The sequence below is a fragment of the Pseudarthrobacter sp. CC12 genome (genome assembly GCF_039907755.1).
GTDB classification, from domain to species: domain Bacteria; phylum Actinomycetota; class Actinomycetes; order Actinomycetales; family Micrococcaceae; genus Arthrobacter; species Arthrobacter niigatensis.
Genome location: NZ_JARDJH010000007.1, coordinates 11163 through 36156, shown reverse-complemented (window position 1 = coordinate 36156; position 24994 = coordinate 11163). Strand labels below are relative to the sequence as shown.

Genomic DNA, 24994 nt, shown 5'->3' with positions numbered 1-24994 from the left:
CTGCTGATAGTGTTTGCGATGATCATCACACCGGCCCGCGCAGGCGGTGCCACGCACGGAACAGGCCCCCAAAACCATTGACTGACAAGACGGACCCGTCCTCGGCTGCAGCCGGAAATCCAGGGGATCCCAGGGGCCCTGTCCCTGCCGCCGTTCCTCCGCTGGGCATGGCCGCACGCCGTGGTGGCTCAGCCGCTGCAGCCCTTGGCCACGTGGTCCGCAGGCTCCGGCAGCCGCTGCCCGGCGCGCAGCCCCGGCTGCGGTTTGAAATGCCGCCGGAATATACCGGACAGGTTCCGGAGGAGGACCACGACGGCGGCGAGGAGCCGCAGTTCGGCCATCCGGGACCCCGGATGTCACCCCAGCACCCGCTGTATATGGGGTTCATGGGTACCGTGGGCGTGGGCCTGGCGCTGTTGGTCTACTGGATCGGTTCCCACACGACGCAGCTGCTGCTGTGGATCGTGGCTGCGCTGTTCATAGCACTGGGCCTGGAGCCGGTGGTTGGCTGGCTCGAAGGCCGGAAGATCCCCCGGCCGGCCGGAATCCTGGTCTCGGTGGCGGTCCTGATGGGCGCCGTCGTCGGTTTCTTCGCCACCCTCATTCCCACCATCGTGGAACAGGTCTCCGAGATTGTGCGGCAGGCGCCGGACTGGGTACGCAACTTCATGGATTCCGACCTCTTCCGCAGCCTTGACGACCAGTTCGGCGTACGCGACCGCATCACCGAGGAACTGAACAAGTTCGTCAACGACCCCGCAGCGATGGGTGGTATTTTCGGCGGGGTGCTGGGCTTCGGTTCCACCGTGGCCAACAGCCTCTTCGGGGCCCTGATCGTCCTGGTGCTGAGCCTGTACTTCCTGGCCGCCCTGCCGGCGATGAAGAAGTGGGGCTACCGCCTGGCTCCGCGGTCCCGGCGGAAGCGGGTGGCCGCCCTGTCCGAGGAGATCACCCGGTCGGTGGGAAACTACGTGATCGGCCAGGCCTGCGTTGCCCTGCTCAACGCCACCTTCGCCTTCGTGGTGATGTCCATCGTGGGCATTCCATTCGCCCTGCTCCTGGCGTTCGTGGTCGTCCTCCTGGCTTTCATCCCTCTCGTGGGCGGGATGATCGCAGGCATCGTGGTGACCCTCGTGTCCCTCACCGAGGGCTGGCAGGTGGCGGCCATATATGCTGTCTGCTACTTCGCCTACCTGCAGTTCGAGGCCTACTTCATCTCACCGCGCATCATGCAGAAGGCCGTGGCAGTCCCCGGCGCCGTGGCGGTCATTTCCGTTATCGCCGGCGGCAGCCTGCTGGGCGTGCTCGGCGCCCTGATCGCCATCCCCACCGCGGCCGCCGTGCTGCTGCTGGTCCGCGAGATCTACATCGTCCGGCAGGACCAGCACTAGGCCCGGGACGTCACGCGCCGGCGGTTGCCGCCGGTCCGTCCCATTCGTGCGGCAGTCCTGTTCCGGCGTGACCCGGTACCACCTGGGCCACGATGTCGTTCAGGACCCGGGCCGCGTACTTCTCCCCCACCCAGAGGTGCTTGGCCCCGGCCACCCCCTCCACGCGGGCCTGCGGGACCAGGCGGAAGCGTTCGGCGGCTTCGGCCGGCTGGAGGAAATCGTCATGCTCGGGGACCAGGACGGTGAGGGGCTTGCCGGACTCCGCCCAGAGCTGCAGGTGCTTGTCCGTGGCGCGGTGCAGCGGGGGCGACAGCAGTATGGCGCCTTCGATCTGGCCGGCTACCGGCTCCACGGCCCCGTACATCAGGGCCAGTTCGGTCCCAAAGGACCAACCCACCAGCCAGCGGTTGGGCAGGCCCCGTTCGACGGCGAAGCGGACGGCGGCCTCCACGTCATGGCGCTCCCCCACCCCTTCCTCGAAGGTGCCGGTGCTGGTGCCGCGGGGCGAGGCGGTGCCCCTGGTGTTGAAGCGCAGCACAGCAACGCCCGCCAGCGCCGGCAGCCGGTAGGAGGCCTTGCGGTACACATGGGAATCCATGAAGCCGCCGTGGGTGGGCAGGGGGTGGAGTGTGATCAGCGTGGCCCTGACCGGGCCCGATTCCGGCAGCGCCAGCTCCCCCACGAGCGTGTGGCCATCCTCCGTCTGCAGCTCGATGTTCTCGCGCCGGGCAGGCAGGACCGTGGAGGCACGGATGGGCGCGGGCCCTTGGGTTTGGGTGAACTGGTACGACGCCGGATCAAAAGTCATGCCTGCCAGCTTAGCGACAGCGGAGCCCGTCCAGCCCCGCGCGGGTCAGCGGTAGCGGTAGCTGCGCGTCATCCAGCAGTTGGTGTGCCAGTGCCGCCGTTCCGCCAGGCCGGCAGCCGCCCCAAAGAGGTGGTCGTCCTTCCACACCACCAGGTGCGCAACACCGGGCAGGACGGCCGTGGAGCATTCCGGGCAGATGTAGGTCTTCTCGGCGTTCTTGGCGGTCATGGTCCGGACCATCCACTCGCCGTCGGGGGCGCTTTCACGCCGGGCGATGCCGGCGCGTGCGCGTTCAAGGTCCAGCTCGGGAACGTCCGCATTCCCCTTCCGCCCTGCACCGCGGCCCGAAACGGGGCCCTTGCCGGAAGCAGGACGGCGGGGACGGTTGGAACGCGGCATATATCCATTCTGCCCCAGCGGATCCCCCGCCCACGCCGCGCCGCAGGTCCCCCGCCGCACCACCAGGCCGTCCGCCGTCGGGCACGGCCCGCCTGGTCCACGCGATAGTCTGTACGGCGTGCGACTCGTCATAGCCCATTGCTCCGTTGATTACGTTGGCCGGCTCAAGGCCCATCTCCCCCTGGCCACCCGGCTCCTGCTGGTGAAGGCGGACGGGTCCGTGCTGGTGCATTCCGACGGCGGCTCCTACAAGCCGCTGAACTGGATGAGCCCGCCGGCGACGCTGCGCGTCTCGTCCCCCGACGAAGTGGACCTGGAACTGGGCGTGGTGGAGCAGTGGACCGTGCAGTCCGCCAAGACCGACGACCGGCTGATCATCAACATCCACGAGAAGGTCAGCGAGTCCTCCCACGACCTCGGCGTTGACCCCGGGCTGATCAAGGACGGCGTGGAAGCGGACCTGCAGCGGCTGCTGGCCGAACAGATTGAAACGCTGGGCCAGGGCTACTCCCTGATCAGGCGCGAGTACTTTACGGCGATCGGCCCCGTGGACATCCTGGCCCGGGACGCAGACGGCGCCACCGTTGCCATCGAACTCAAGCGCCGCGGCGACATCGACGGCGTGGAGCAGCTGACCCGGTACCTGGAACTGCTCAACCGCGACCCCCTGCTGGCACCTGTCCGCGGAATCTTCGCCGCGCAGCAGATCAAGCCACAGGCAAAGGTCCTTGCCAACGACCGGGGGATCGACTGCATCACCCTGGACTATGACGCCATGCGCGGGGTGGACGACAGCGAATCCAGGCTCTTCTAGGAATTCACCTTTGTTGCTTTGGGCACCTAATTGGCGCTTGTATGAAGGTATCTTCCGTGTCACCTGCTTTTTACCCAAATTTTCTCCTTTTTACCGGCCGGGCCGTTGACCTGCGGGAACGGGCATGAAATTCTTGTCTCAGTCTTTGTGTAGGTGTTTTTCATGCTCGCAAGACATGTTGCGAGCGCGAAGCTCCTGCAACGCCGGATCCTTCCCGGAAAAGGCAAACCAGGATTCTTCTCGCGGAGTGACCAAGGCCGGCACGCGGTGTGTTGGTCTTAAAAAGTTCCACAATGAGGAGAAATAAATGGCACAGGGAACCGTCAAGTGGTTCAACGCTGAAAAGGGCTTCGGCTTCATCACCCCGGACGACTCCGATGGCGATGTCTTCGTTCACTACTCCGAGATCCAGACCGGCGGCTTCAAGACCCTCGACGAGAACCAGCGCGTTCAGTTCGAAATCGGCCAGGGCGCCAAGGGTCCCCAGGCTACCGGCGTGACGCTGGTCTAGCAGCCGCCGGCCGCACATTTGCGGCCGAAAGCTTCAACAAATGATCCCCGGGAAATTTCCCGGGGATCATTTGTTTGTCTGTAAATAGGCACAGCAAATGCAGATTAATCGCTTTGGGCCTTAAGGCCTTCACGGCCCGTGGAGCCGCTCAGGTAACCAGCTTGCGGACCAGCCGGGCGCCCTGCGCCAGGGAAAGCCCCGGCAGGTAGGCACGGGTCAGCGCCCTCCCGATCGCCGGCAGATGGAGTGGGTCCTGGTAGTACAGGTAGAGTGCCCGGTACTCAGGCTTGAACCGGGACTTGAACGCTGCCAGGGAACGGAAGCCGTAGACCGGCTCCAGCGCGTGGCCCACCAGGTCGAGGATCCGTACCAGGTTCTGCGCGCCCTCGTCGGTGGCGGTCCCGTCCTCCGTTCCGGCATCATCCCCTGTCCCCTCTGCCTCCGGCTCCCCGGCCCGGGTGTGCTGGGCCTCCGGACGGCTGGCAAGGGGCGAGCCGGACAGCGAAATCATGTCCACCGAATCGCGCAACTCCAGGACTGCGGAGGCGATCAGGAATTCCATCACTCCCGGGAAGCCCTCGCTGCCCCGGCGCATAACGTCCAGCGTCCTGCTGACCAGCCGGCCGCCGTCGTACACCGGAAGCCAACTGGTTACCCCGTGAACCGCACCGTTGCCGTCCACGGCGAGGCAGCAGAGCACTTCCTCGTCATCGAGTTCGTCCACTCCCCCGAGGGTGAACCCCATTTCCGGCACGGACTTGCTGGCTGCCCATTCTTCCGACACTTCGTTCAGCCGCGACCGCAGTGCCGCCGGCAGCGAATGGTAGGAGCCCCACACTGCATGCACGCCCAGTTTGGTGGCACGGTTCAGCGCCGTCCTGACGTTCTGCCACTCCTTGCCCTTGAACTCCAGTTCGTTCAGCGCCAGCCGGGTCTCCTGTGCCACCGCCACGCGCGAGAAGCCCCGTTCCTTGAGTGCCGGCCACAGCGTGTCGTCGCAGGAATACAGGGCCGGGACCAGCGCCTGGCTGCGGCAGTAATCCAGGAACCCCTCCGTGACCCGCTGTTCCGCCTTGCGGTCACCAAAGGCACCGCCCAGGGTCAGGGCCACCGTCCCGTGCTGCTGGAAGGCAACGGCCCCAGCACCGTCCGGGCTGAACCAGTATGTGTTGGGTTCCCACAACGCCATCCAGGACAGGGGGCCACCGCCCTGGTGCAGCAGTTGGCGGGCACGGTCCTTGTCCTGCCGTCCGAAGTTCAGCCCGTGGTGCCGGCCGACGAGCACCCACCAGACGGCGATCAGCGCCACCAGCCAGAACACGGGACCGGAGTAGGCAAACAGGATGGCTTCTGCGCTGTCCCGCTCCGGGAACGCCCTGCGGAAGTGCTGCGGGATGGGCACCGGGACGTATTGCCGGGCCAACTCTGCGAAGAGGCCCAGCAGCCCGCCGTCGCGGGCCAGGCCGCCGGACCAGAACCAGGCAACGGTGTAGGAGCCCGCCAGGACGAGCCACGTTCCACAGACGACGGCCCCGAGGGTACGGCGGGCGCCCGGGCGCGTCTGCACGCGGAACTGGCGGCGGTTCAGCCACAGGGCCACTGCCAGCAGCAAGGGGACAACCACCAGGGGAAGCACATGGGCAAAGGCCGAAGCCAGCGGGGTCGCATGGGTCCCCTGGAGGCGCGAGGGAACGAGGGCGAAGAGGGCAAGGTAGACGGCTGCCAGGGCCGTGACCGCCAGCTGGATGGCCAGGGCTATGCTGAGCGCCAGGCGCCGTCCCCGCCGCATGCCGTCCGCGCAGATCAGCAACAGGATCACCGGCACCACGGCCAGGGCCAGTCCGAACGGCCCGGCAAACCCTGCCCTCCCCGTCTCCAGGCATGAAGCATCAACGGTGGCGCCGCAGTTGAACACCAGTTGGCTGAGCGTGGGCATCGGACTGAGCACCACATCCCGCAGCAGCGCCAGCGGTCCGGTGGGCGCGCGCGTGATTCCCGTCAGGATGGGGCCCACTGCGAAGACCGCGACCGTGAGGGCCAGCAGGTTCCTGGTCTCGCGGCCGGTGGACCGGTGGCGGTGGAGCCGGCCCTGGTCGCCCTGGATCCACCAGCCCGCCAGGAGGCCCAGCAGGGCACCGATAAGGCCTATCACCGTTTCGGCGTGACCGACATACAGGACCAACAGGATCGAGATGGACAGCACCGCGGTGCGGAGCCGGCGCTGCCACAGCAGCGTGATCCGGGCACTCGCCGCCAGGCCCGCCGTCAGTACCGGAGCGTAGGGTCCGATCAGGCTGTCATCGACCATCTTGTCCAGCCAGCCGTCGCCCACGTACACCGCCAGCTGCGTCACCAGGAGGAACACAGTCACGGCAACAAACTGGCCGCCGAAGAAGAGTCCGACGGCGGCGCGGCGCCCCAGCTTGCGCTCGGCGAGTCCGAGCAGCAGCACGATCATCAGTGACGCGCTGAGGTAGGCCAGCGGATTCGTGGCAAAGAAGAGGCTGGTGAACAGGGACCACCATTTGCCGTCCCGCAGGCCGGGTCCGCTGACTGAGGCGAGCCCCAGCAGCCGCTCCGGCGGACCGTCCAGGAAGCTCCCGGTCAAGGCAGCGGCGGCCAGGAAGGCGACCACCACGCCCAGCGTGAAGGGCATGGATTTCAGCGTGCCAAACACCTGCTGGACTGCCGGACGGCCGACGGCGGCCCACATCAGCACCATCGTGCGGTCCGGTTTCCTGGTGCTCACCACTGCAGGCCCCACTGGCCGCCGAGGAACTGCAGCGCGTCAGCAAAGCGCTTGGACGATGTGTCCCAGGAGTGGCCGGTATGTTCCACCTCGTGGGCCTGCACGGTGAAGCCCGCGTTCCCGGCGGCTGCGGCCAGGGTGTGGAGGTTCCCCACGAACTCCGGATCGTTCTGGCCTGCAGTGAGGTACATGCCGCTGGACTCGAAGCGTTGGTGTTTCATGATCTCCAGAGGAGTCTGCTTGATGAATTCACCGGGGTTTCCGGGAAAGGCTGCGTCGATGGTCTTCTGCCGTTCCTTGGCAATGGCGGGTTCGGCTTCACTGGAAAATGCCAGCACGTCGGCGTAGATATCCGGATGCCGCGTCCCCATCTGAACAGCGCACGTGCCGCCGAAGGAAAACCCGCCCACGGCCCAGTGGCGGTGGTTGGTGTCCACCGCGAGGGTGGAACTAATCCAGCGTGGCACGTCCTGTGACAGGTACGTGTCCGCGTTGGCAATCCGGCTGTCCATGCACATGGTGTTGGCGGACTGTGATCCATTGGGGTCCGGGATGACCACCACCGGGGCCACTCCCCCGTGTGCGGCGGCGAAGGAATCCATGTGGCCGCGGAGTGCGCCCCCCGTAAGCCAGTCGGCAGGGCCGCCCGGCTGCCCGGCCACCAGGACCAATACCGGCAGCGCCGGCCGGTTGGCGGCAAAGTAGGCCGGCGGAAAGTAGATAAAAGCATCACGGGTCGTCATCCCGGAAGCCGGGCCGGGGATGGCGGTCTTCCGCAACTCGCCGCCGGCCGGCAAGTCCCCCTCCGGCTTCCAGCCTTGAAGCGGGGCACCGTCTGGTTCGCCGGCGTGCCGCATCAAATCCTGCTCGAGCACCGGGATGCGGGCCAGTGCCGTCCCCATCAGGTCACTGACCGTCCTGTTCAGGCCAAAATAGGCGTTGATCTGGATCGTTGAGAGAAGCACCACCAGGACTGCGGCCAGGAAACCTGTTCCGTAATGCAGCCAGCTGGTCCTCGGCATTCTCAGGATGCCCAGGATGACAGCGGAAACACCCGGCACGAACCAAAGGAGAACGGGACCGGGGATGTCCTCCGGGAAGACGGTGAGCACGTTGATCATGACCCAGTGGACTGTTGCCACCAGCACGAACGCCGCGGCTACTGCACTGAAGACACGGATTGCCCAGGCCCTGGTGCGCATGGCGGCATCTTCGGAGGCGCGCCAGGGCGGCACCAGAAGGTAGGCTGCGCCGCCAACTCCCAATACCAGGACGGTTCCATAGAGTGGACCGTCCGTAAGCCGGATGTCTGAAAACCAGTCCACGTTGGCTAGCGCCAGGTCCCCACGCCGATGACCGGGCCTGCTTCCAGCCAGGACGAAAGACCCGTATAGGCGTCGAATTTCATGGCGAAGTGCAGGTCCTGCCCCTCGTAGCGGAGTTCGACGATCACCACGTCGGGCTGGACTTTGACAGCCTCGGCTTCGGTCGGTTTCCTGCGTCCCAGCAGCTCGAGGGAACTGCGCTTGAACGTGTATTTGGGCCGGACGCTCAGGGAGATGAGCCTGAACCACTCAAGGTCATTGTCCTGATAACGACAAACCCCCATCTGCCAGCTGTTCCCAGCTACGCAAATGGAGGCGTCCACCGTGCCGAGGGCACGCCGCAGGTTGAAGCGGCGCACCCCCGAAAGGCACAGTGCAAATATCAGCAATCCGAAAACGATTGCCAGTGCGATGAACGAAATACCCGGTGCGTCCATCAAGGTCGTGCTAGCGGATCCCAGCGGTAGCCGAGCCGCCCAGCTGGGCGTTGTCAGCAACGATCACCACGCGGTTGTTGTCAACGGAGAAGAACCCGCCGTCCACATCCACCGCAATACGGTCCCCGGATACCGGCTGGATTGCCAGTTCACCTTCGGCCAGGATCGCCAGCAGGGGCGAGTGGCCGGGCAGGATTCCGATTTCACCATCGCTGGTGCGGGCCTTGACCATCTTGGCCGCTCCGGACCACACGAAGTGGTCCGCTGCGACAATCTCAACCTCAAGCTCAGCCATATTACTTGGTCTGTTCCTGGATCTTGGCCCACTGGCGCTCAACGTCATCGAGGCCGCCGACGTTGAAGAACGCCTGCTCCGCGATGTGGTCCAGCTCGCCGTCGCAGATGGCTGCGAAGCCCTCCACGGTGTCCTTGATGGAAACCGTGGAGCCCTCGACGCCGGTGAACTGCTTGGCTGTGTAGGTGTTCTGCGACAGGAACTGCTGGATGCGGCGTGCACGCGACACCACGATCTTGTCTTCTTCGGAGAGTTCGTCGACACCTAGGATGGCGATGATGTCCTGGAGTTCCTTGTTCTTCTGCAGGATCTGCTTCACGCGGACAGCCGTGTTGTAGTGGTCCTTGCCGATGTACTGGGGATCCAGGATACGGGACGTGGACGTCAGGGGGTCCACGGCCGGGTACAGGCCACGGGAGGCGATTTCACGGGAAAGTTCCGTGGTCGCATCCAGGTGCGCGAAGGTGGTGGCCGGGGCCGGGTCGGTGTAGTCATCTGCGGGAACGTAGATGGCCTGCATCGAGGTGATGGAGTGGCCCTTGGTGGAGGTGATGCGCTCCTGCAGGAGGCCCATCTCATCGGCCAGGTTGGGCTGGTAGCCCACGGCCGAAGGCATGCGGCCCAGCAGGGTGGAAACCTCGGAACCTGCCTGGGTGAACCGGAAGATGTTGTCGATGAAGAGCAGCACGTCCTGGTTCTGCACATCGCGGAAGTACTCCGCCATGGTCAGCGCGGACAGGGCCACGCGGAGGCGCGTTCCCGGCGGCTCGTCCATCTGGCCGAACACAAGGGCGGTGTCCTTGAGGACGCCTGCCTCTTCCATTTCCACCCAGAGGTCGTTGCCCTCACGGGTACGCTCGCCAACACCGGCGAACACGGAAGTACCACCGAAGTTGCGGGCAACACGGGTGATCATTTCCTGGATCAGAACGGTCTTGCCCACGCCGGCGCCGCCGAAGAGGCCGATCTTTCCACCCTTGATGTAGGGGGTCAGGAGGTCGATGACCTTGATGCCGGTCTCGAGCATCTCGGTGGAGCCTTCGAGCGAAGCGAAGCTGGGGGCCTTGCGGTGGATGGGCCAGCGTTCGCTGACGTCCAGCTCAGACTCGGCAACGTCCAGGGGCTGGCCCAGCACGTTGAAGATGTGGCCCTTGACGCCGTCGCCTACGGGAACGGAGATCGGGGCACCGGTGTCAATGACGCCGGTCCCGCGGACCAGGCCGTCGGTCGCCTGCAGCGAGATGGCACGGATAAGGTTGTCGCCGAGGTGCAGCGCAACTTCGAAGGTGATGGTCTTGGTCTCACCGTTGAGAGTGATCTCGGTGGTGAGGGCATTGTAGATCGACGGGATTGCGTCAGCCGGGAATTCGACGTCGACAACCGGGCCGATTACGCGCGCAATACGGCCGGTTGCACCGGACGTTGCGGCTACGTGTTCGGTAGCAGTGGCAGTCATCTCTCTCACTTCATTCAGTAGATGGCGTGGGGTTAAGTCTATCTGTGGTGGTGCTGGTTACGCGGAACCGAGGGGCCGGAGGCTAGGACGCGAGAGCGTCGGCACCTGCAACAATCTCAGAAAGCTCCTGAGTAATTTCGGCCTGGCGGGCCGTGTTGCGCAGGCGCGTGTACTTCTTGATCAGGTCCGTTGCGTTGTCGCCTGCGGACTTCATCGCCCGCTGGCGGGCGGCAAGCTCGGACGCCGCCGCCTGCAGCATGGCTGCGAAGATACGGGATTCGATGTAACGCGGGAGCAGGGCGTCAAGGACACGCTCAGTTTCCGGCTCGAACTCGTACAGCGGCAGGAGATCCGATTCGGAAGCAGCCTGTTCTTCCACTACTTCCAGCGGAAGCAGGCGGATGACCGTCGGCTCCTGCGTAACCATGGACTTGAAGCGGGTGTAGACAACATGGATTTCGTCCACGCCGCCCTCTTCGAAGTCGGTTGCGAAGTCTGCCAGCAGCGCTTCGCCGATTTCACGGGCGGTGGCGAACTCTGGAGCGTCGGTTCCTCCGGTCCAGACCCGCGAGTACTCGCGGTTCCGGAAATCGAAGTACGCCTGGGCCTTGCGGCCCACGAGGTAGGTTTTGACTTCCTTGCCTTCGTCGTGGAGCAGCTCGAAGAGACCTTCCGCCTGCTTGAGCACACTCGCGGAGTAGGAACCTGCCAGGCCACGGTCCGAGGTGATTACCAGGACGGCGGCACGGCGGATCTGCTCCGGCTCAGTGGTCAGCGGGTGGTCGATTTCGCTTTGGCTGGCGACAGCAGAAACGGCGCGCGTGATCGCGTTCGCGTAAGGCAGTGAAGCTGCTACGCGCGCACGGGCCTTCCCGATGCGCGAGGTAGCGATCAGTTCCATCGCTTTGAAGATCTTGCGCATCGACGTGGTCGAGCTGATCTTCTGGCGGTAGACCCGGATCTGGGCTCCCATACTTATCCTTTCCTAACATTCCGTAGCCGGGTGTGCCGGACCCTGGGTCCCGGCACACCCGGCGATGCGGAACTAGCGCTTCTGCTTGACGATCTTTTCCTGGTCGACTTCGCCCTCGGAGATAGCGTCATGCTCCTCGTGGCCGGCGCCTACCAGGTGGTTGTCACCCTCGCCGAAGAAGCCCTTCTTGAAGTCCACGATGGAGGACTTGAGGGCAGCAACGGTGTCGTCGTCCAGCACGTTGGTCTGGGCCAGCGTGGTCAGGATCGAGGACTTGTGGCGCAGGTGCTCCAGGAACTCAGCCTCGAAGCGGCTGATGTCCTCGACGGGAACGTCATCCAGGTAGCCGTTGGTGCCGGCCCAGATGGAGACGACCTGGTCCTCGACCGGGAACGGCGAGTACTGGCCCTGCTTGAGCAGTTCCATCAGGCGGGCGCCACGGGTCAGCTGCTGGCGGGATGCTGCGTCCAGGTCGGACGCGAACATCGCGAACGCCTGCATGTCGCGGTACTGGGCCAGGTCCAGCTTCAAAGTACCGGAGACCTTCTTCATGGACTTGACCTGGGCGGCACCGCCAACGCGGGACACCGAGACACCCACGTCAACAGCGGGGCGCTGGTTGGCGTTGAAGAGGTCCGACTGCAGAAAGATCTGGCCATCGGTGATGGAGATGACGTTGGTCGGGATGTAGGCGGACACGTCGTTCGCCTTGGTCTCGATCAGCGGCAGGCCCGTCATGGAACCCGCACCGAGCTCGTCGGAGAGCTTGGCACAACGCTCCAGCAGGCGGGAGTGCAGGTAGAAGACGTCGCCCGGGTAGGCTTCGCGTCCCGGCGGGCGGCGGAGCAGCAGCGACACAGCACGGTATGCCTCGGCCTGCTTGGACAGGTCATCAAACACGATCAGGACGTGCTTGCCGCCGTACATCCAGTGCTGGCCGATAGCCGAGCCTGCATACGGTGCCAGGTACTTGAAGCCTGCGGGGTCGGACGCAGGAGAGGCCACGATGGTGGTGTACTCCAGCGCGCCGTTGTCCTCGAGGGTCTGGCGGATGGCGGCGATGGTGGACGCCTTCTGGCCAATGGCAACGTAGATGCAGCGCACCTGCTTGGTGACATCGCCTGAAGCCCAGTTGGCCTTCTGGTTGATGATGGTGTCGATCGCAATTGCCGACTTGCCGGTCTGGCGGTCGCCAATGATCAGCTGGCGCTGGCCGCGGCCGATCGGGATCATCGCGTCAATGGCCTTGAGGCCGGTCTGCATCGGCTCGTGCACCGACTTGCGCTGGGTCACGCCCGGAGCCTGCAGCTCCAGCGCGCGGGTGGTCTCCGCCTTGATTTCGCCAAGGTCGTCCATGGGCTGGCCCAAGGGGTCAACTACACGGCCAAGGAAGGCGTCGCCAACCGGAACGGACAAAACCTGACCGGTCCGGTGCACTTCCTGGCCTTCTTCGATGCCCTGGAAGTCACCGAGGATAATGACACCGATCTCGCGGACGTCAAGGTTCTGGGCCAGGCCCAGCGTGCCGTCTTCGAAGCGAAGAAGCTCATTCGCCATGACCGAGGGAAGGCCCTCAACACGGGCGATGCCGTCACCTGCGGTCGTTACACGGCCAACCTCTACGCGCTCTGCGTTTCCGGGTTCGTAGGACGCCGCGAACTCGTTCAACGCATTACGGACGTCGTCGGCGTTGATGGTCAATTCGGCCATCTGCAGTCCCTGCTCTCCTGTTTGTGATCACCGCAAACGGTGACCGGGGTTTCTATCAGTTTGGTTGTGCTTGTCCGGCTAGCCGGCCAGCTGGCGTTGCAGCTCACCCAGCCGGGTAAGGACGGAAGCGTCGAGCACTTCGTCACCCACCTGGACACGGATTCCGCCAATGAGCGCGGGGTCAACGTTGATGTTGACCTTCAGTTCCCGCCCGTACAGTGCATTCAGGCCTGCCTGGAGGCGTTCCAGCTGCGTCTGCGACAAAGGACGGGTTACGCTGACCGTTGCAATCCAGCGCTGCTGCCGCTTGGCCGCCAGCTCGGCGAACCGCTCCACAAGCCTGGTGGGCTTGATACCGCGGGGCTGGCTGACTGCCTGGCTGATGAGGACTTTTGCTTCCTCGCTCACACCGGGTACCAGTTTCCCGGCAAGGGCAGCCTTCGCTGCGGCACTTGCCTGCGGTTCGGACAGAGCACGTTGTACCTCGTGGCTGGAGGCAACAGCCTGGTTGAAGGAAAACAGATCGTTTTCCAGCTCTTCCAGGCCAGTGATTCCGGAGGCAGAAACGGCCGACTTGTTTTCGGCAACGGAAATGACCACCGTTGCGGCAAGAGTCTCGAGTGCATCGCCGATGTCACGCGCCGATGCCCAGCGTGAGCTGGCCAGTCCGCCCGCGATCTCAGCAGCATCAGCGGAGACTTTTCCGCTAACCAGCTGCCTCACCAGCGCCGACTTTTCGTCACCGCTGCGGGAGGGGTCAGTCAGGGCACGGCGCAAGCCAGCCGAGCTGTCCACCATTCCCAGAATTCCGAAGAGTTCCTTTGCCAGCTGCAGCGACGCCGTAGGAAGCTTGGCTTCCAAAGCGGCAAGGGCTGTTGCCAGCGATTCGCTCGATACGCCTGCCATTACTTAGCTGCACCTGCGTTCTGGGACTCCAGATCTGCCAGGAAGCGGTCCACGACCCGTGCTGCGCGTGCGTCGTCGTCGAGGGACTCGCCCACGATGCGGCCGGCAAGGGTGGTGGCCAGGGTGCCAACCTCGGAGCGCAGTGACACAACGGCCGCCTGGCGCTCGGATTCGATCTGTGCGTGGGCCTGCGCGGTGATGCGGGCAGACTCTGCGGCTGCCTTTTCCTTGAGATCCGCGAGGATCTGGGCACCTTCGGCGCGGGCTTCCTCACGGATGCGGTTGGCTTCGGTGCGGGCGTCGGTCAGCTGCTGCTTGTACTCTTCGAGTGCAGCAGACGCCTCAGCCTGGGCCTTTTCAGCCTTGGCGATGCCGCCTTCGATGGCCTCGGCACGCTCTGCGAAGGTCTTCTCGAACATCGGGACAACATACTTGACCACGATGAAGAAGAGGATGGCAAAGCCCACGAAGACAACCAGCATTTCCCAGCCATTGGGAACAAGGGGGTTGACGTCGCCTTCAGCGGCGGCTGAGATGATCAGCTGATGCATATTTCACCCGTCCTTATCTACTAGGTTCTGAATGTTCGCTGAAGTTCTGAAGGGTTTACTTGAGAACGAAAGCGAAGACCAGGCCCAGGATGGCGAGTGCTTCGGTCAGGGCCAGGCCGAGGAATGCGATCGGCTGCAGGACGCGCTGGGCTTCCGGCTGGCGCGCAACGCCGTTGATGTAGGCAGCGAACACGAGACCCACACCGATACCACCGCCGATAGCCGAGAGGCCATAGCCGATGAGGTTGAGGGAGCCGTTGATGGAGCCTTCCATTTTTTTTCCTTTCAAGATGCCACTCTGTGTGGCAGGTTGTTTGGGTTGCTTCATCCCCGCAAGGGGAAGACTGTGGTGTGCGGCCGGAGCGTGCTGCCCCGGCAGCGTGCCTAGTGGCTGTCGGCGTGCAGTGCACCTTCGATGTAGATCGCGGTCAGCAGCGTGAAGACATAAGCCTGCAGGACCATGATCAGGGCTTCAAGCATGTACATGGCGATGGCACCGGCAAGGACCAGGACCGAGGTGCCCTTCAGCAGGAAGTTCTCCTGCATGATCAGGTACTCGATGCCGGAACCGGCGATCATCACGATCAGGTGGCCGGCGAGCATGGTCGCGAACAGACGGAGGCTGTGCGTGACGGGCCGGACAACGAAGTTGGAGATGATTTCGATCGGGATAACGATCGGCAGGATGTACCACGGCACGCCCGAGGGAACGGTGGCCAGCTTGAAGTAGCGGATGCCGTTCTTCTTGACGCCGATGGCGATCCAGGTGATGTACACCAGGCCGGCCAGCACGTACGCTCCACCCACGTGCGAGAACGTGGGGAGCTGGAACACCGGAATGGCGCCGTAGATGTTGTTGACCAGGATGAAGAAGAACAGGCTGAACAGCAGGGGGACGTACTTGATGAAGTCCCGGCCGCCGATGATGTCCTTGGCGATGCCGTTGCGGACGAAGCCGTAGGCGGCTTCGCCGGCGAACTGGAGCTTGCCGGGTACCAGCTGCTGCTTGCGTGCTGCGAGCACGAAGAAGACGGCGATAAAGACGACAGAGAGGAGGACCAGCAGCATCTGCTTGGAGAATCCTTCTGCGGCACCCCACGGCAGGATTGCCGGCAAATGCATTTCGTTAATACCAGGAGGAGTGAACTCTCCTGAATCTTGGGCCGGGAGCGCAAGCGCGATCAACGCGTTTCCTCTCTGCAGTGTCCATCATTGGGCGTTGGGCGGGGTCCGGCAGCCTGACAGCCTGCTGTTCCCCCTGTGAAATTATTTGGCATTATCTTCTCCGTCCTGGGACGGTGCGCTGGGAGCATGGCGCCCATCAGCATTTTTGCGGGAACTGGTGAGGCCATGCATGTGGGAAAGGTAGAAACCTCCGACGGCTCCAAGCAGAGCGCCTGCGAGCACAATCCAGCGCGTTCCCCACAGATAATCCAGTCCCCACCCTATCAAACTCCAGACGATGATTCCGCCAATGATGTAGCTGAATACAGCCATTCCAGCGTTGTAGCCGCCATCGGTGGATGCGTCGGAAGAAACCTCTGCGGAGCCGTGTGGGCCGCGCTTGCCATGTGCGGCGCGTGCGGTTTTTTTCGGATCACGCATCGGATGCTCCCTTGTCTTCTGGATCGTTGTAGATCTGGAGGCGTGCCCTGCTGAAGCCATGGATCTCCGCGGCCTGCCACAAGACGACAGCCACAACGGCGCCGATGATGAACCACCGGCCATGAAGCCACTCCGGAGCACCTATAACGAACAGGACGACGGCAAAACCGACGACCTTGATGAAGTAGGTGGCTACGAACATCCCGATTGCACCGGAGGGGTTGCGGCGTCCCACGAAGTGCCCCACCAGCAGGCTGATGCCGAAGAAGAGCATCACCAGCAGGCCGCCCAGGAAACTGGACACCGCCCCGGTTGCCCCGTTGAGGATGCCGGCCGGAACTGCGCAGAGCACAAGCCCTGCCGTGGCGGCAATCGAGCTGCGCTTGAGCAGGTTCAGCCAGAGCGAACGGGTGGGACCGGACGTACCAACGGGTCCATTGCCGGAGGCAGATCCGGACTCGGCGTTGGAGGTCATGCGATCCCATCGTCGGCACCACATGGCAGATCGCCAGGAGGCAGTGGGTGGAGTGGCAGCTTGGGCTGCCCCTAAATTCTACACGAGATAGAAATAATTCAGAACCGCCGTTACGCCGTGGTTTCGCTACTGCCGCGGGACAGGTAGGGCCAGGCGGTCACCAGTCCCATGACCAGCGTGGCAAAGATGTCCACGGCAAGCACAATGTGCCAGGGGAAGACGGCGAACGCCAGGCCGCCGAAGGAGAGCACGCCGGTCCAGAGGTACATCAGGATCACGGCAGTGCGGTGGGAATAGCCGATGTCCAGCAGTTTGTGGTGCAGGTGTCCGCGGTCTGCGGACCAGGGCGACCGGCCGCGGGCCGTCCGGCGAACGACGGCCAGTCCAAGGTCCAGCAGCGGGAGGAACAGGACAGCGAAGGGAAGCAGAATGGGAATGACGGTGGAAATACCGTTGGCGCGGTCATAGAGCCCGGAGGTAATCTGCCCCGTCGACACAACGCCGGCCGACGCCATGAGGAGCCCGATCAGCATGGCACCGGAGTCGCCCATGAAGATCTTCGAGGGAAAGAAGTTGTGCGGCAGGAAGCCCAGGCACCCGCCCACGAGGACCGCGGTTATGAGGGTTGCCAGGTCCGAATAATCCAGCAGCACCGCGTTGCGGTGGACCCAGTATGCGGTGATGAAGAAAGCCGTGCCGCCAATGATGGCAACGCCCGCGGCCAGGCCGTCCAGCCCGTCGATGAAGTTGAAGGCGTTCATGGTGGTGACGATCAGCCCGGCGGTCAGCACTATCCGCAGCGTTCCGTCCTGGAGGTAGATTGGCTCCGGCACCCACGGGACGATGGTCATCTGGACGCCCCAGATCGCCACCGTGAGGCCCGCAGCACTTTGGCCGATCAGCTTCACCCACCAGCGGATGTCCAGCAGGTCGTCAGCCACACCGACCAGGACGATCACGGCCGCCCCTGCCAGCACGCCCCACGGCGAAAAGTTGTTCCGGTAAATGTCCTTGACGAAGAAGGACTGGCTGGCAACAACCAGCGCCACCATGACGCCCAGGAAAATGGCCAGGCCGCCCAGCCTGGACACGGGCGTTGAGTGCATGTCCCGGCTGCGGATGGGCAGGTGCAGCTCGAGCCTGTGCCCCACGACGCGGGCGCCCCACGTGGCCGCGTAGGAGACGATGGCGGCGGTGAGGCCCATGAGCAGGTACATGATCATGGGATGGCTACCGCTCCGGGAGTGGTGGTGCCAGAACCGCTCAGCTGCGGCGGCAGCCGGTTGGGGGTGGGAGGGCTCACGGGCCGGGAATCTGTTCGTCGATAAATGAAACTTCTCCGTCGCCGAGCGCGCAGCAGGCATTGCGCACAGACATACGCGCAGCGCCTTACAGGGCTGTATTACAGTGGACTCTAGTCAAAGATACTAGTGCCACCGGCACCATGGCTCCGCGCCACACGGGCGCACTACCGGCGGGGAACTCCCTGGCAGCCATGCTGAAAGGACCCCCATGACCCCCCGCATTGCGGTTGCCGCCGTGACGTTCGACCGGCCCAAGGAACTGTCCGTCCTGCTGGACGCGATCAACGCCCAGAGCCGTCACGTCGACACGATCTGCCTGGTGGACAGCGGCACCACCCCGGCCGCGGATGTGGCGGCGGCCCATCCCAACGTGGACTATGTCCGCTCTGAAGCCAACCTGGGCGGCGCCGGCGGGTTCGCGCTGGCCGCCCTCAAGGCAGTGGCCAGCGGTGCCCGCTGGATCTGGATGATGGACGACGACGCCGAGCCGGTAGATCCGGAATGCCTCGCTACGCTGCTTCGAGAGGCTGAAGCACGCGACCTGGAGGCCGTGGTCCCCTTGGTCACGGCGCCCGGCCACCCGGACCGGCTGTCCTTCTTCTTCCGCCTTGACGGCAAGGTCACGCACGACCGGGCGGAGGTGGAGAAACTCGGATTCCTGCCGGACGACGGGCACTTCTTCAACGGTGCACTGATCCGCTCGGACGTCTTCTTCAAGGTGGGCCTGCCGGACATGCGGCTCTTCATCCGCGGCGATGAAGTTGATTTCACCATCCGGCTGCGGAAGGCCGGGATCCGCTTCGGCACCGTCACCACCACCGCCATCACACACCCGCACGCCTTCGGGGAAACGCAGCATGTCTACGGCGCACGCTGGCACGTGATCGTCCCGGACTCCGCCTTCAAGCGCTTCTACTACTACCGGAACCGCGGCTACCTCATCCGCCGCTACTTCAGGGTGCGCTCCTTCGTGGCCGACGTGGGCGGCTACCTGGGCTACTTCCTGCAGCACCGGGACCTACCGGGCTTCCTGGGGTGGGCGCGGTCGTTCACCACCGGGCTGCGCGGCAAGGGCTTCGCCCCGCTCGAAGAGCAAAAGTTCTAGGAAAAGCCCGCCGGCGCTGCCTCCGGGGCCCGCTTACCTGTCCAGTCCGGACTTCCTGAGCCTGCGGCCAACCAGGAGCCACAGCAGGACCCAAGGCTCTCCCAGCACGCGGTACGCGACCCGGCGCGGATGCAGGAGCAGGCGCCATGCCCATTCCAGCCCCATGCGGCCCAGCCACCGCGGGGCCAGCTTCTGGACCCCCGCAAGCTGCTCGATGGCACCGCCCACTGCGCAGTACACAGCAGGGGGCATGTCAGCGAGCCGCCGCTGCATCACTTCCTCCTGGAGCGGCATGCCCAGTCCCAGCAGGACCAGCTGCGGTTGTTCACGGTGCAGCCAGGCAACGGCTGCGTCTTCCAGGCCAGGGCCCCATCCTTCACCGGGGAATCCGGACACGCGTGCGCCGGGAACGATGTCCTGGAGCCGGCTGACTGCCCCCGCATTCGCCTCAACGCCGGCGCCGATCACGGCAATCCGTTCCAGTCCCTGAACCTGGTCCAGGGACGGCAGCCAGTCGGTGGACCCCAGCCGGTAGTCCATGACGGGCCCGTCGGCGTTGCCGGTCCTCCCCCACAGCCACAGCACCGGTGCCCCGTCCAGGAGCACCACGTCGCTTTCCTCGTAGAGCCTGCGGAAGCCGTCGTCGGACAAGGCCAGCGTGACGCTGTGCAGGTTGTGGCCCAGGACCGTGCGGGTGGCTCCCTCCGCTATGAAGCTGCCCAGTTCCGCCACCAGCTCGGGGACCCGCAACGGAGTGGCATGCACGCCCAGGACCGGGACCTGCTGGCGCTCCAGCGTCATCACGGCTGCTGGTCCCCGGCAGGGGCGGTGGATTCGGTGTCCGGCGCCGTCACGGCGGACGAGCCGGCTTCCGACGCCGGGACGTCGCCGTCCTGCGCATCGCCTGCCGGCGCGGCGCCTGCATCTCCGGCAGGAGTAGGGTCCTCCCCCAGGCCAAGGACTCCGGGGACGTGCTCGCGGAGCTGGTCAAGGCTCACTGCTCCGTCGCGCACCACGCGCAGGACGGGTCCGGTGGCGTCCACGATGGTGGACGGCACGCCGGGCTCGCCCTCCAGGGGACGCGGGCCACCTTCCAGGTACACCTCCACGGAATCGGCCAGCTGCTCGCGGGCAGCGGCGGCAGTCTGGGCCGGAGCCTGGCCGGTGCGGTTGGCTGAAGACACGGCGAGGGGGCCGGTCAAGGTCAGCAGTTCGAGGGCAACGTCGTCGGCGGGCATCCGCAGTGCCACGGTCCCCTTGGTTTCGCCCAGGTCCCAGTCGAGGGACGGCTGAGCGTGCAGGATCAGTGTCAGGCCACCGGGCCAGAAGGCCTCAGCCAGCTTGCGCGCTTCCGCGGACACCTCGGTGGCCAGGCCGTCCAGCGCGTTGATGCGCGGGATCAGGACGGGCGGCGGCATGGTGCGGCTCCGCCCTTTGGATACCAGCAGCATGGTCACGGCCTGCGGCGAGAACGCGTCCGCGCCGATCCCGTACACGGTGTCCGTAGGGAGCACGACGCACTTCTTTTCGCCGATGGCGCGCTGGGCGTCCTCGAGGCCGCGGGCGCGCTCGTCTTCAATGGTGCAGTCATAAGTTGTGGTCACTGGCCCATTCTTTCATTCCGTGTGGCCTGGTCCGCGAGGAAGGCGCTGGTGGCGCGGTCCTTGCCGTTGAGGTCCAGGTGCGTCGTGATGTCCGTCCAGGCTCCGGTCCTGGCAAGCATTGCGGCAATCCAGCCGGACTGCACTTCGGCGTGTTCCATAACGAAGTAACCCCCTGGCCGCAGCAGCCTGGCAGCGGACTTTGCCGCCGCCGTCGGAAGTTCCATGCCGTCCGCTCCCCCGCCATACAAGGCCTCGGGCGGATCGTGCAGCGCTACTTCGGGTTCGTTGGGGATGGCTTCCGCCGGGATGTATGGCGGGTTGGATACTACGACGTCGACGCTTCCGTTGAGTTCCTGAAAGGCGTCGCGCAGGTCCCCCAGGACAAGGTCCACGCCGAGCGGCACCAGGTTTTTCGCGGCCCAGGCGTGCGCAAAGGGGCTGAATTCGACCGCGTGCACCTCGGCACCGGGAACCTCCGAAGCGAGCGAACCCGCAATGGCGCCTGAGCCCGTACCGAGGTCCACGATCCGGGGAGCCTGCATCCCCTTGACGTGGTCGATGGCCAACTGCACCACCGATTCTGTCTCCGGACGCGGGATGAACACGCCAGGACCCACGGCCAGCTCCAGGTAGCGGAAATGCGCCACCCCGGTGATGTGCTGGAGCGGCACCCGCCCGGCCCGTTCGGCCACCAGCTCCGAATAGCCGACGGGAGCCGGCGTGTCGCCCAGCATCAGCGCGCGGAGCCGGCCGAGGCCCACGTTCAGCAGGTGGTCGGCCAGGAGCTCGGCGTCCACCCTGGGGCTGGGCACGCCGGCGTCGCGGAGGACGGCCGTGGCTGCGCTAACGGCCTCGGCGAGGGTCTGGCCCGCGTTCATACCGGGAGGACTAGTCGCCGATGGCGTCCAGGCGTGCCTGTTCGTCCATCTCGATCGCGGACTGGATCACCGGTTCCAGGTCGCCGTTCATGACCTGGTCAAGGTTGTACGCCTTGTAGCCGGTGCGGTGGTCCGCGATCCGGTTTTCCGGGTAGTTGTAGGTGCGGATCCGCTCGGAGCGGTCCATGGTGCGGATCTGCGACTTGCGCTGGGCCGAGTTCTCGGCGTCGATCTGCTCCTGCTGGTGGGCCAGGATGCGGGCGCGGAGCACGCGCATGCCGGCCTCGCGGTTCTGGAGCTGGGACTTCTCGTTCTGCATCGCGACGACGATGCCGGTGGGAAGGTGCGTGATGCGGACGGCCGAGTCCGTGGTGTTGACGGACTGGCCGCCGGGGCCGGAGGAACGGTAGACGTCGATTTTGAGGTCATTCTGGTTGATTTCGAGCTCTTCGGGCTCGTCCACTTCGGGCAGGACCAGCACGCCGGCCGCGGAGGTGTGGATGCGGCCCTGGGACTCAGTGACGGGCACGCGCTGGACGCGGTGCACACCGCCTTCGAACTTGAGCCGGGCGTACACGCCTTCGGCGGGGTCGTTGGAGTTGCCCTTGACGGCCACCTGGACGTCCTTGTACCCGCCCAGGTCCGACTCCGTGGCGGAGATGATTTCGGTCTTCCAGCCACGGGACTCCGCATAGCGGGTGTACATGCGCAGCAGATCGCCGGCGAACAGGGCAGCCTCGTCGCCGCCTTCGCCGCCCTTGACCTCGAGGATCACGTTGCGGGCGTCGTCGGGATCGCGGGGAATCAGCAGGCGCCGCAGCTTGGCCGCGGCAGTTTCCAGGGCAGCCTCCAATTCAGGGACCTCGGCAGCGAACTCGGGATCCTCGGACGCCATTTCCTTGGCCGCGGCAAGGTCATCCCGGATGCCTTCCCACTTGTGGTAAGCCTCAACAATGCCATTGAGCTGAGCCGACCGCCGCCCCAGCTTCCGGGCAAGCCGCTGGTCAGCATAAACAGCAGGATCCCCCAGCTGCGCCTGGATGGAGTCATGCTCATCAAGCAGGCCCTGTACGGACTCAAACATTTAAAACCTCTTTCGACTTGTACAAGTCTAGTGACAAACGGGACGTGGCCGCGGCGGTGAGTCCGCGCCCACGCACGGCAGGCGACCCTGCTGAGGAGGCGTTCGGTTTTGCCGCCCCGGGAGTGGCATCGGGCCTGCCGGAGCTGGGCGGCAAACGATCGAAGATCGTGAAGCCGCCCAGCGAAGGGGCGGGGGCGGCAAAACTGAACGACGAAGGCGGGGGCGGCAAAATCCGAACGACAAAGGCGGGGCCGGCAAAATGCGTCGGCCCCGCCTCTGGTGAAGCTACTTGTCGTTATCCGACTTAGCACCAAGCGTCGTCTTCTGGACCTGCATGAGGAACTCGACGTTGCTCTGGGTTTCCCGGATCTTGTTGGTGAGCAGCTCAAGGCTCTGCTGGGTTTCGAGTCCGGAGAGGACGCGGCGCAGCTTCCACATGATCTTGACTTCTTCGGGCGAGAGCAGGTTCTCTTCGCGGCGGGTGCCGGATGCGTTGACATCCACGGCCGGGAAGATGCGCTTGTCGGCCAGCTGGCGGGACAGGCGGAGTTCCATATTGCCGGTGCCCTTGAACTCTTCGAAGATGACCTCGTCCATCTTGGAACCAGTCTCGACGAGGGCGGTGGCCAGGATGGTGAGCGATCCGCCGTTTTCGATGTTGCGGGCGGCACCGAAGAAGCGCTTGGGCGGGTAGAGGGCTGCGGAGTCCACGCCACCGGACAGGATGCGGCCGGAGGCCGGTGCTGCCAGGTTGTAGGCGCGGCCCAGGCGGGTCATGGAGTCCAGCAGGACCACCACGTCCATGCCCATTTCCACCAGGCGCTTGGCGCGTTCGATGGAGAGTTCGGCCACGGTGGTGTGGTCGTCGGCGGGACGGTCGAAGGTGGAGGCGATGACCTCACCCTTGACGGTGCGCTGCATGTCCGTGACTTCTTCTGGCCGTTCGTCGACCAGCACCATCATGAGGTGGACCTCAGGGTTGTTGGTGGTGATGGCGTTGGCGATGGACTGCAGGATGAGCGTCTTGCCGGCCTTGGGCGGGGAGACGATCAGGCCGCGCTGGCCCTTTCCGATCGGGGCCACGAGGTCGATGACGCGGGGACCGATCTTCTTGGGGTCGGTCTCGAGGCGCAGGCGCTCCGACGGGTAGAGCGGAACCAGCTTGGCGAACTCGACGCGGTCCTTGAGTTCTTCGGGCGTCTTTCCGTTGACGGACGTAACGCGCACCAGGGCGTTGAATTTCTGGCGGTTGGACTGCTGGCTGCGGTCTTCGCCTTCGCGGGGTGCACGGATGGCACCCACCACGGCGTCGCCCTTGCGCAGGTTGTACTTCTTGACCTGGGCCAGGGAGACGTAGACGTCGTTGGGGCCGGGCAGGTAGCCGGAGGTGCGGATAAACGCGTAGTTCTCGAGAACGTCGAGGATGCCGGCAACCGGCAGCAGGACGTCGTCGTCGGTAACCTCAACGTCGTCCACGTCCGGTCCCTGGTTGCGGCCGCGGCGGCGGTCGTTGCGGTCGCGGAAGCGGTCGTTGCGGGAGTTGTCCCGGTCCTGGCCGCCGGAGCGGTCGTTGCGGTCATTCCGGTCGCGGCGGTTGCGGCGGTTGCGGCGGCTTCCGCCGTCGGAGTCGTCGTTGTCCCGGTTGTCCCGGCCGCCGTCGCGCTGGCCGGCGTCGCGGCTGCCGCTGTTGTCGCGGCCGCCGTCGGAATCGCGGGTGTTGTCGCGGCCGCGTGTCCGGCCGCCATCGCGGCGTTCGGTGCGCTGCCCGGCGTCCCCTGCTTCTGCGGGGGCTTCGGTGCGCTGTTCACCTGCACGCTGCTCGCCTGCACGCTGTTCCGTTGCCGGCTGTTCTGCCGGGGTTTCCACCGGCGCTTCCTGGATGGAGGCGGCAGCGGCTTCGCTGCGGCGGCGGTTGCGGGTGCGGGGCTGGCGGCGCTCGGGGGCGCCTTCGGATGCCTCGGTGCTTTCCGCGGGGGCGGCCGACGGCGCCTCAACGGCCGCGGTGGCAGGCGCCGCAGCGGTTTCCACGGCGGGAGCTTCGGCTGCCGGGGCTACCACGCCGTCGCTGACGGCGCGGCGGCTGCGGCCGCGTCCGCGGGCACGGGTGCCTTCAGCGGCGGGAGCTTCTGCGGTGGCTGCTTCCGGAGCGGCTGCAGCCGGAGCCACGGTGCTTTCCGAAGCCTTGTCCGCTGCCTTGGCAGGGGTCTTGACGGTCAGGTTGCCTGCGCGGTGGGCGGAGATGGCCGAGACCAGGTCCCCCTTGCGCATGCGGGAGCCGCCGGAGATACCGAGCTGGCTGGCGAGGGCCTGCAGCTGGGCGAGCTTAAGGCCGGCAAGGCCGCTGCTCTTGGCGGGTGCTGCCGATGATTCGGCAGCAGAAGTTGTGTGTTCCACAGCTGGCGACAGCTCAGTGGTTTCGGTCACGAAGGATCCTTCCCCCTCGACGGCGTCCAGACTGGGAGCTGGACGCGATGATTTGATCTGGGCTGCAGTTCAGATCTGCAGCCGGATTTCAGCCTTGCCGGTTGGATTTCGGCCAGCAGGGCCGGATACTGATTCACCTTGCGCTGCGCCCACGGCGCAACGCCTGACTGACGCTTCAGGGGCAGTTGGA

At 65.1% G+C, this 24994-nt stretch carries 25 protein-coding genes; 4 read left to right on the top strand and 21 right to left on the bottom strand.

What is annotated here, in order from left to right:
- The first annotated feature begins 77 nt into the window (after positions 1–77).
- Complete coding sequence (locus PV772_RS07790; protein WP_141160066.1) at positions 78–1391, top strand: AI-2E family transporter; 1314 nt, start codon at positions 78–80, stop codon at positions 1389–1391.
- Positions 1392–1401: 10 nt separating this feature from the next.
- Here PV772_RS07790 and PV772_RS07785 read toward each other — a convergent pair whose 3' ends face one another.
- Both PV772_RS07785 and PV772_RS07780 read right to left on the bottom strand, forming a co-directional pair.
- Positions 1402–2199, bottom strand: coding sequence for an alpha/beta fold hydrolase (locus PV772_RS07785; protein WP_347885807.1), 798 nt, complete (start codon positions 2197–2199; stop codon positions 1402–1404).
- A 45-nt stretch (positions 2200–2244) separates the two neighbouring features.
- A complete protein-coding gene (locus tag PV772_RS07780; RefSeq protein ID WP_141181823.1) occupies positions 2245–2598 on the bottom strand; it encodes an ATP/GTP-binding protein in 354 nt (117 codons plus the stop codon).
- A 118-nt stretch (positions 2599–2716) separates the two neighbouring features.
- Here PV772_RS07780 and nucS point away from each other — a divergent pair, with 118 nt between their 5' ends.
- Together nucS and PV772_RS07770 are read left to right on the top strand one after the other, a co-directional pair.
- Positions 2717–3412: an endonuclease NucS gene (gene nucS, locus PV772_RS07775; protein WP_141160063.1), complete on the top strand. Its 696-nt coding sequence runs from the start codon at positions 2717–2719 to the stop codon at positions 3410–3412.
- A 307-nt stretch (positions 3413–3719) separates the two neighbouring features.
- Positions 3720–3923: a cold-shock protein gene (locus PV772_RS07770; protein ID WP_011692441.1), complete on the top strand. Its 204-nt coding sequence runs from the start codon at positions 3720–3722 to the stop codon at positions 3921–3923.
- Positions 3924–4071: 148 nt separating this feature from the next.
- On the opposite strand, the gene PV772_RS07765 is transcribed toward PV772_RS07770, so the two are convergent.
- The 14 genes from PV772_RS07765 to PV772_RS07700 all read right to left on the bottom strand — a co-directional run bounded on the left by PV772_RS07765 (position 4072) and on the right by PV772_RS07700 (position 17628).
- Positions 4072–6645: a phosphatidylglycerol lysyltransferase domain-containing protein gene (locus PV772_RS07765; protein ID WP_347885850.1), complete on the bottom strand. Its 2574-nt coding sequence runs from the start codon at positions 6643–6645 to the stop codon at positions 4072–4074.
- 23 nt (positions 6646–6668) lie between these two features.
- Positions 6669–7997: an alpha/beta hydrolase-fold protein gene (locus PV772_RS07760; protein ID WP_347885806.1), complete on the bottom strand. Its 1329-nt coding sequence runs from the start codon at positions 7995–7997 to the stop codon at positions 6669–6671.
- A gap of 5 nt (positions 7998–8002) precedes the next feature.
- Entirely contained in the window at positions 8003–8434 is a 432-nt protein-coding gene (locus tag PV772_RS07755) for a DUF2550 domain-containing protein (protein WP_141160061.1), read from the bottom strand.
- Positions 8435–8444: 10 nt separating this feature from the next.
- Positions 8445–8729: a F0F1 ATP synthase subunit epsilon gene (locus tag PV772_RS07750; protein ID WP_018760117.1), complete on the bottom strand. Its 285-nt coding sequence runs from the start codon at positions 8727–8729 to the stop codon at positions 8445–8447.
- 1 nt (position 8730) lies between these two features.
- Positions 8731–10185 (bottom strand): F0F1 ATP synthase subunit beta, encoded by a 1455-nt coding sequence (atpD, locus tag PV772_RS07745; RefSeq protein ID WP_110541032.1) that lies wholly within the window; start codon positions 10183–10185, stop codon positions 8731–8733.
- 82 nt (positions 10186–10267) lie between these two features.
- Entirely contained in the window at positions 10268–11158 is an 891-nt protein-coding gene (locus PV772_RS07740) for a F0F1 ATP synthase subunit gamma (protein ID WP_141160060.1), read from the bottom strand.
- A 72-nt stretch (positions 11159–11230) separates the two neighbouring features.
- Positions 11231–12868 carry a F0F1 ATP synthase subunit alpha gene (gene atpA / locus PV772_RS07735; RefSeq protein ID WP_141160059.1) on the bottom strand — a complete coding sequence of 546 codons (1638 nt, stop codon included), beginning with the start codon at positions 12866–12868 and terminating at the stop codon, positions 11231–11233.
- 78 nt (positions 12869–12946) lie between these two features.
- Positions 12947–13774, bottom strand: coding sequence for a F0F1 ATP synthase subunit delta (locus PV772_RS07730; protein WP_141160058.1), 828 nt, complete (start codon positions 13772–13774; stop codon positions 12947–12949).
- Complete coding sequence (locus PV772_RS07725; protein ID WP_141160057.1) at positions 13774–14325, bottom strand: F0F1 ATP synthase subunit B; 552 nt, start codon at positions 14323–14325, stop codon at positions 13774–13776. Before PV772_RS07725 ends, PV772_RS07730 begins: the two co-directional genes overlap by 1 nt.
- Before the next feature lie 55 nt (positions 14326–14380).
- Positions 14381–14599, bottom strand: coding sequence for an ATP synthase F0 subunit C (gene atpE, locus PV772_RS07720; protein ID WP_003804776.1), 219 nt, complete (start codon positions 14597–14599; stop codon positions 14381–14383).
- Between the two features lie 110 nt (positions 14600–14709).
- Positions 14710–15510, bottom strand: a complete 801-nt coding sequence (gene atpB, locus PV772_RS07715) for a F0F1 ATP synthase subunit A (protein WP_141160056.1) — start codon at positions 15508–15510, stop codon at positions 14710–14712.
- 81 nt (positions 15511–15591) lie between these two features.
- Positions 15592–15930 carry an AtpZ/AtpI family protein gene (locus tag PV772_RS07710; protein ID WP_141160055.1) on the bottom strand — a complete coding sequence of 113 codons (339 nt, stop codon included), beginning with the start codon at positions 15928–15930 and terminating at the stop codon, positions 15592–15594.
- Positions 15923–16405 carry a hypothetical protein gene (locus PV772_RS07705; RefSeq protein ID WP_141160054.1) on the bottom strand — a complete coding sequence of 161 codons (483 nt, stop codon included), beginning with the start codon at positions 16403–16405 and terminating at the stop codon, positions 15923–15925. Before PV772_RS07705 ends, PV772_RS07710 begins: the two co-directional genes overlap by 8 nt.
- Positions 16406–16515: 110 nt before the next feature.
- Complete coding sequence (locus PV772_RS07700; RefSeq protein ID WP_347885805.1) at positions 16516–17628, bottom strand: MraY family glycosyltransferase; 1113 nt, start codon at positions 17626–17628, stop codon at positions 16516–16518.
- A gap of 289 nt (positions 17629–17917) precedes the next feature.
- Between PV772_RS07700 and PV772_RS07695 the strand changes: the two genes are divergently transcribed.
- On the top strand, positions 17918–18814 hold the full coding sequence (locus tag PV772_RS07695) for a glycosyltransferase (protein ID WP_141160052.1): 897 nt from the start codon (positions 17918–17920) through the stop codon (positions 18812–18814).
- Positions 18815–18847: 33 nt separating this feature from the next.
- On the opposite strand, the gene PV772_RS07690 is transcribed toward PV772_RS07695, so the two are convergent.
- The 5 genes from PV772_RS07690 to rho form a co-directional block, all read right to left on the bottom strand.
- Positions 18848–19615, bottom strand: coding sequence for a WecB/TagA/CpsF family glycosyltransferase (locus PV772_RS07690; protein ID WP_141160051.1), 768 nt, complete (start codon positions 19613–19615; stop codon positions 18848–18850).
- The gene (locus PV772_RS07685; RefSeq protein WP_347885804.1) at positions 19615–20418 is read right to left on the bottom strand and encodes an L-threonylcarbamoyladenylate synthase; all 804 of its coding nucleotides are present in this window, start codon (positions 20416–20418) and stop codon (positions 19615–19617) included. Before PV772_RS07685 ends, PV772_RS07690 begins: the two co-directional genes overlap by 1 nt.
- A complete protein-coding gene (gene prmC / locus PV772_RS07680; RefSeq protein ID WP_141160049.1) occupies positions 20415–21296 on the bottom strand; it encodes a peptide chain release factor N(5)-glutamine methyltransferase in 882 nt (293 codons plus the stop codon). Before prmC ends, PV772_RS07685 begins: the two co-directional genes overlap by 4 nt.
- Before the next feature lie 10 nt (positions 21297–21306).
- Positions 21307–22380, bottom strand: a complete 1074-nt coding sequence (prfA, locus tag PV772_RS07675; RefSeq protein WP_141160048.1) for a peptide chain release factor 1 — start codon at positions 22378–22380, stop codon at positions 21307–21309.
- Between the two features lie 285 nt (positions 22381–22665).
- The gene (rho, locus tag PV772_RS07670) at positions 22666–24804 is read right to left on the bottom strand and encodes a transcription termination factor Rho (protein ID WP_141160047.1); all 2139 of its coding nucleotides are present in this window, start codon (positions 24802–24804) and stop codon (positions 22666–22668) included.
- Between the last annotated feature and the right edge of the window lie 190 nt (positions 24805–24994).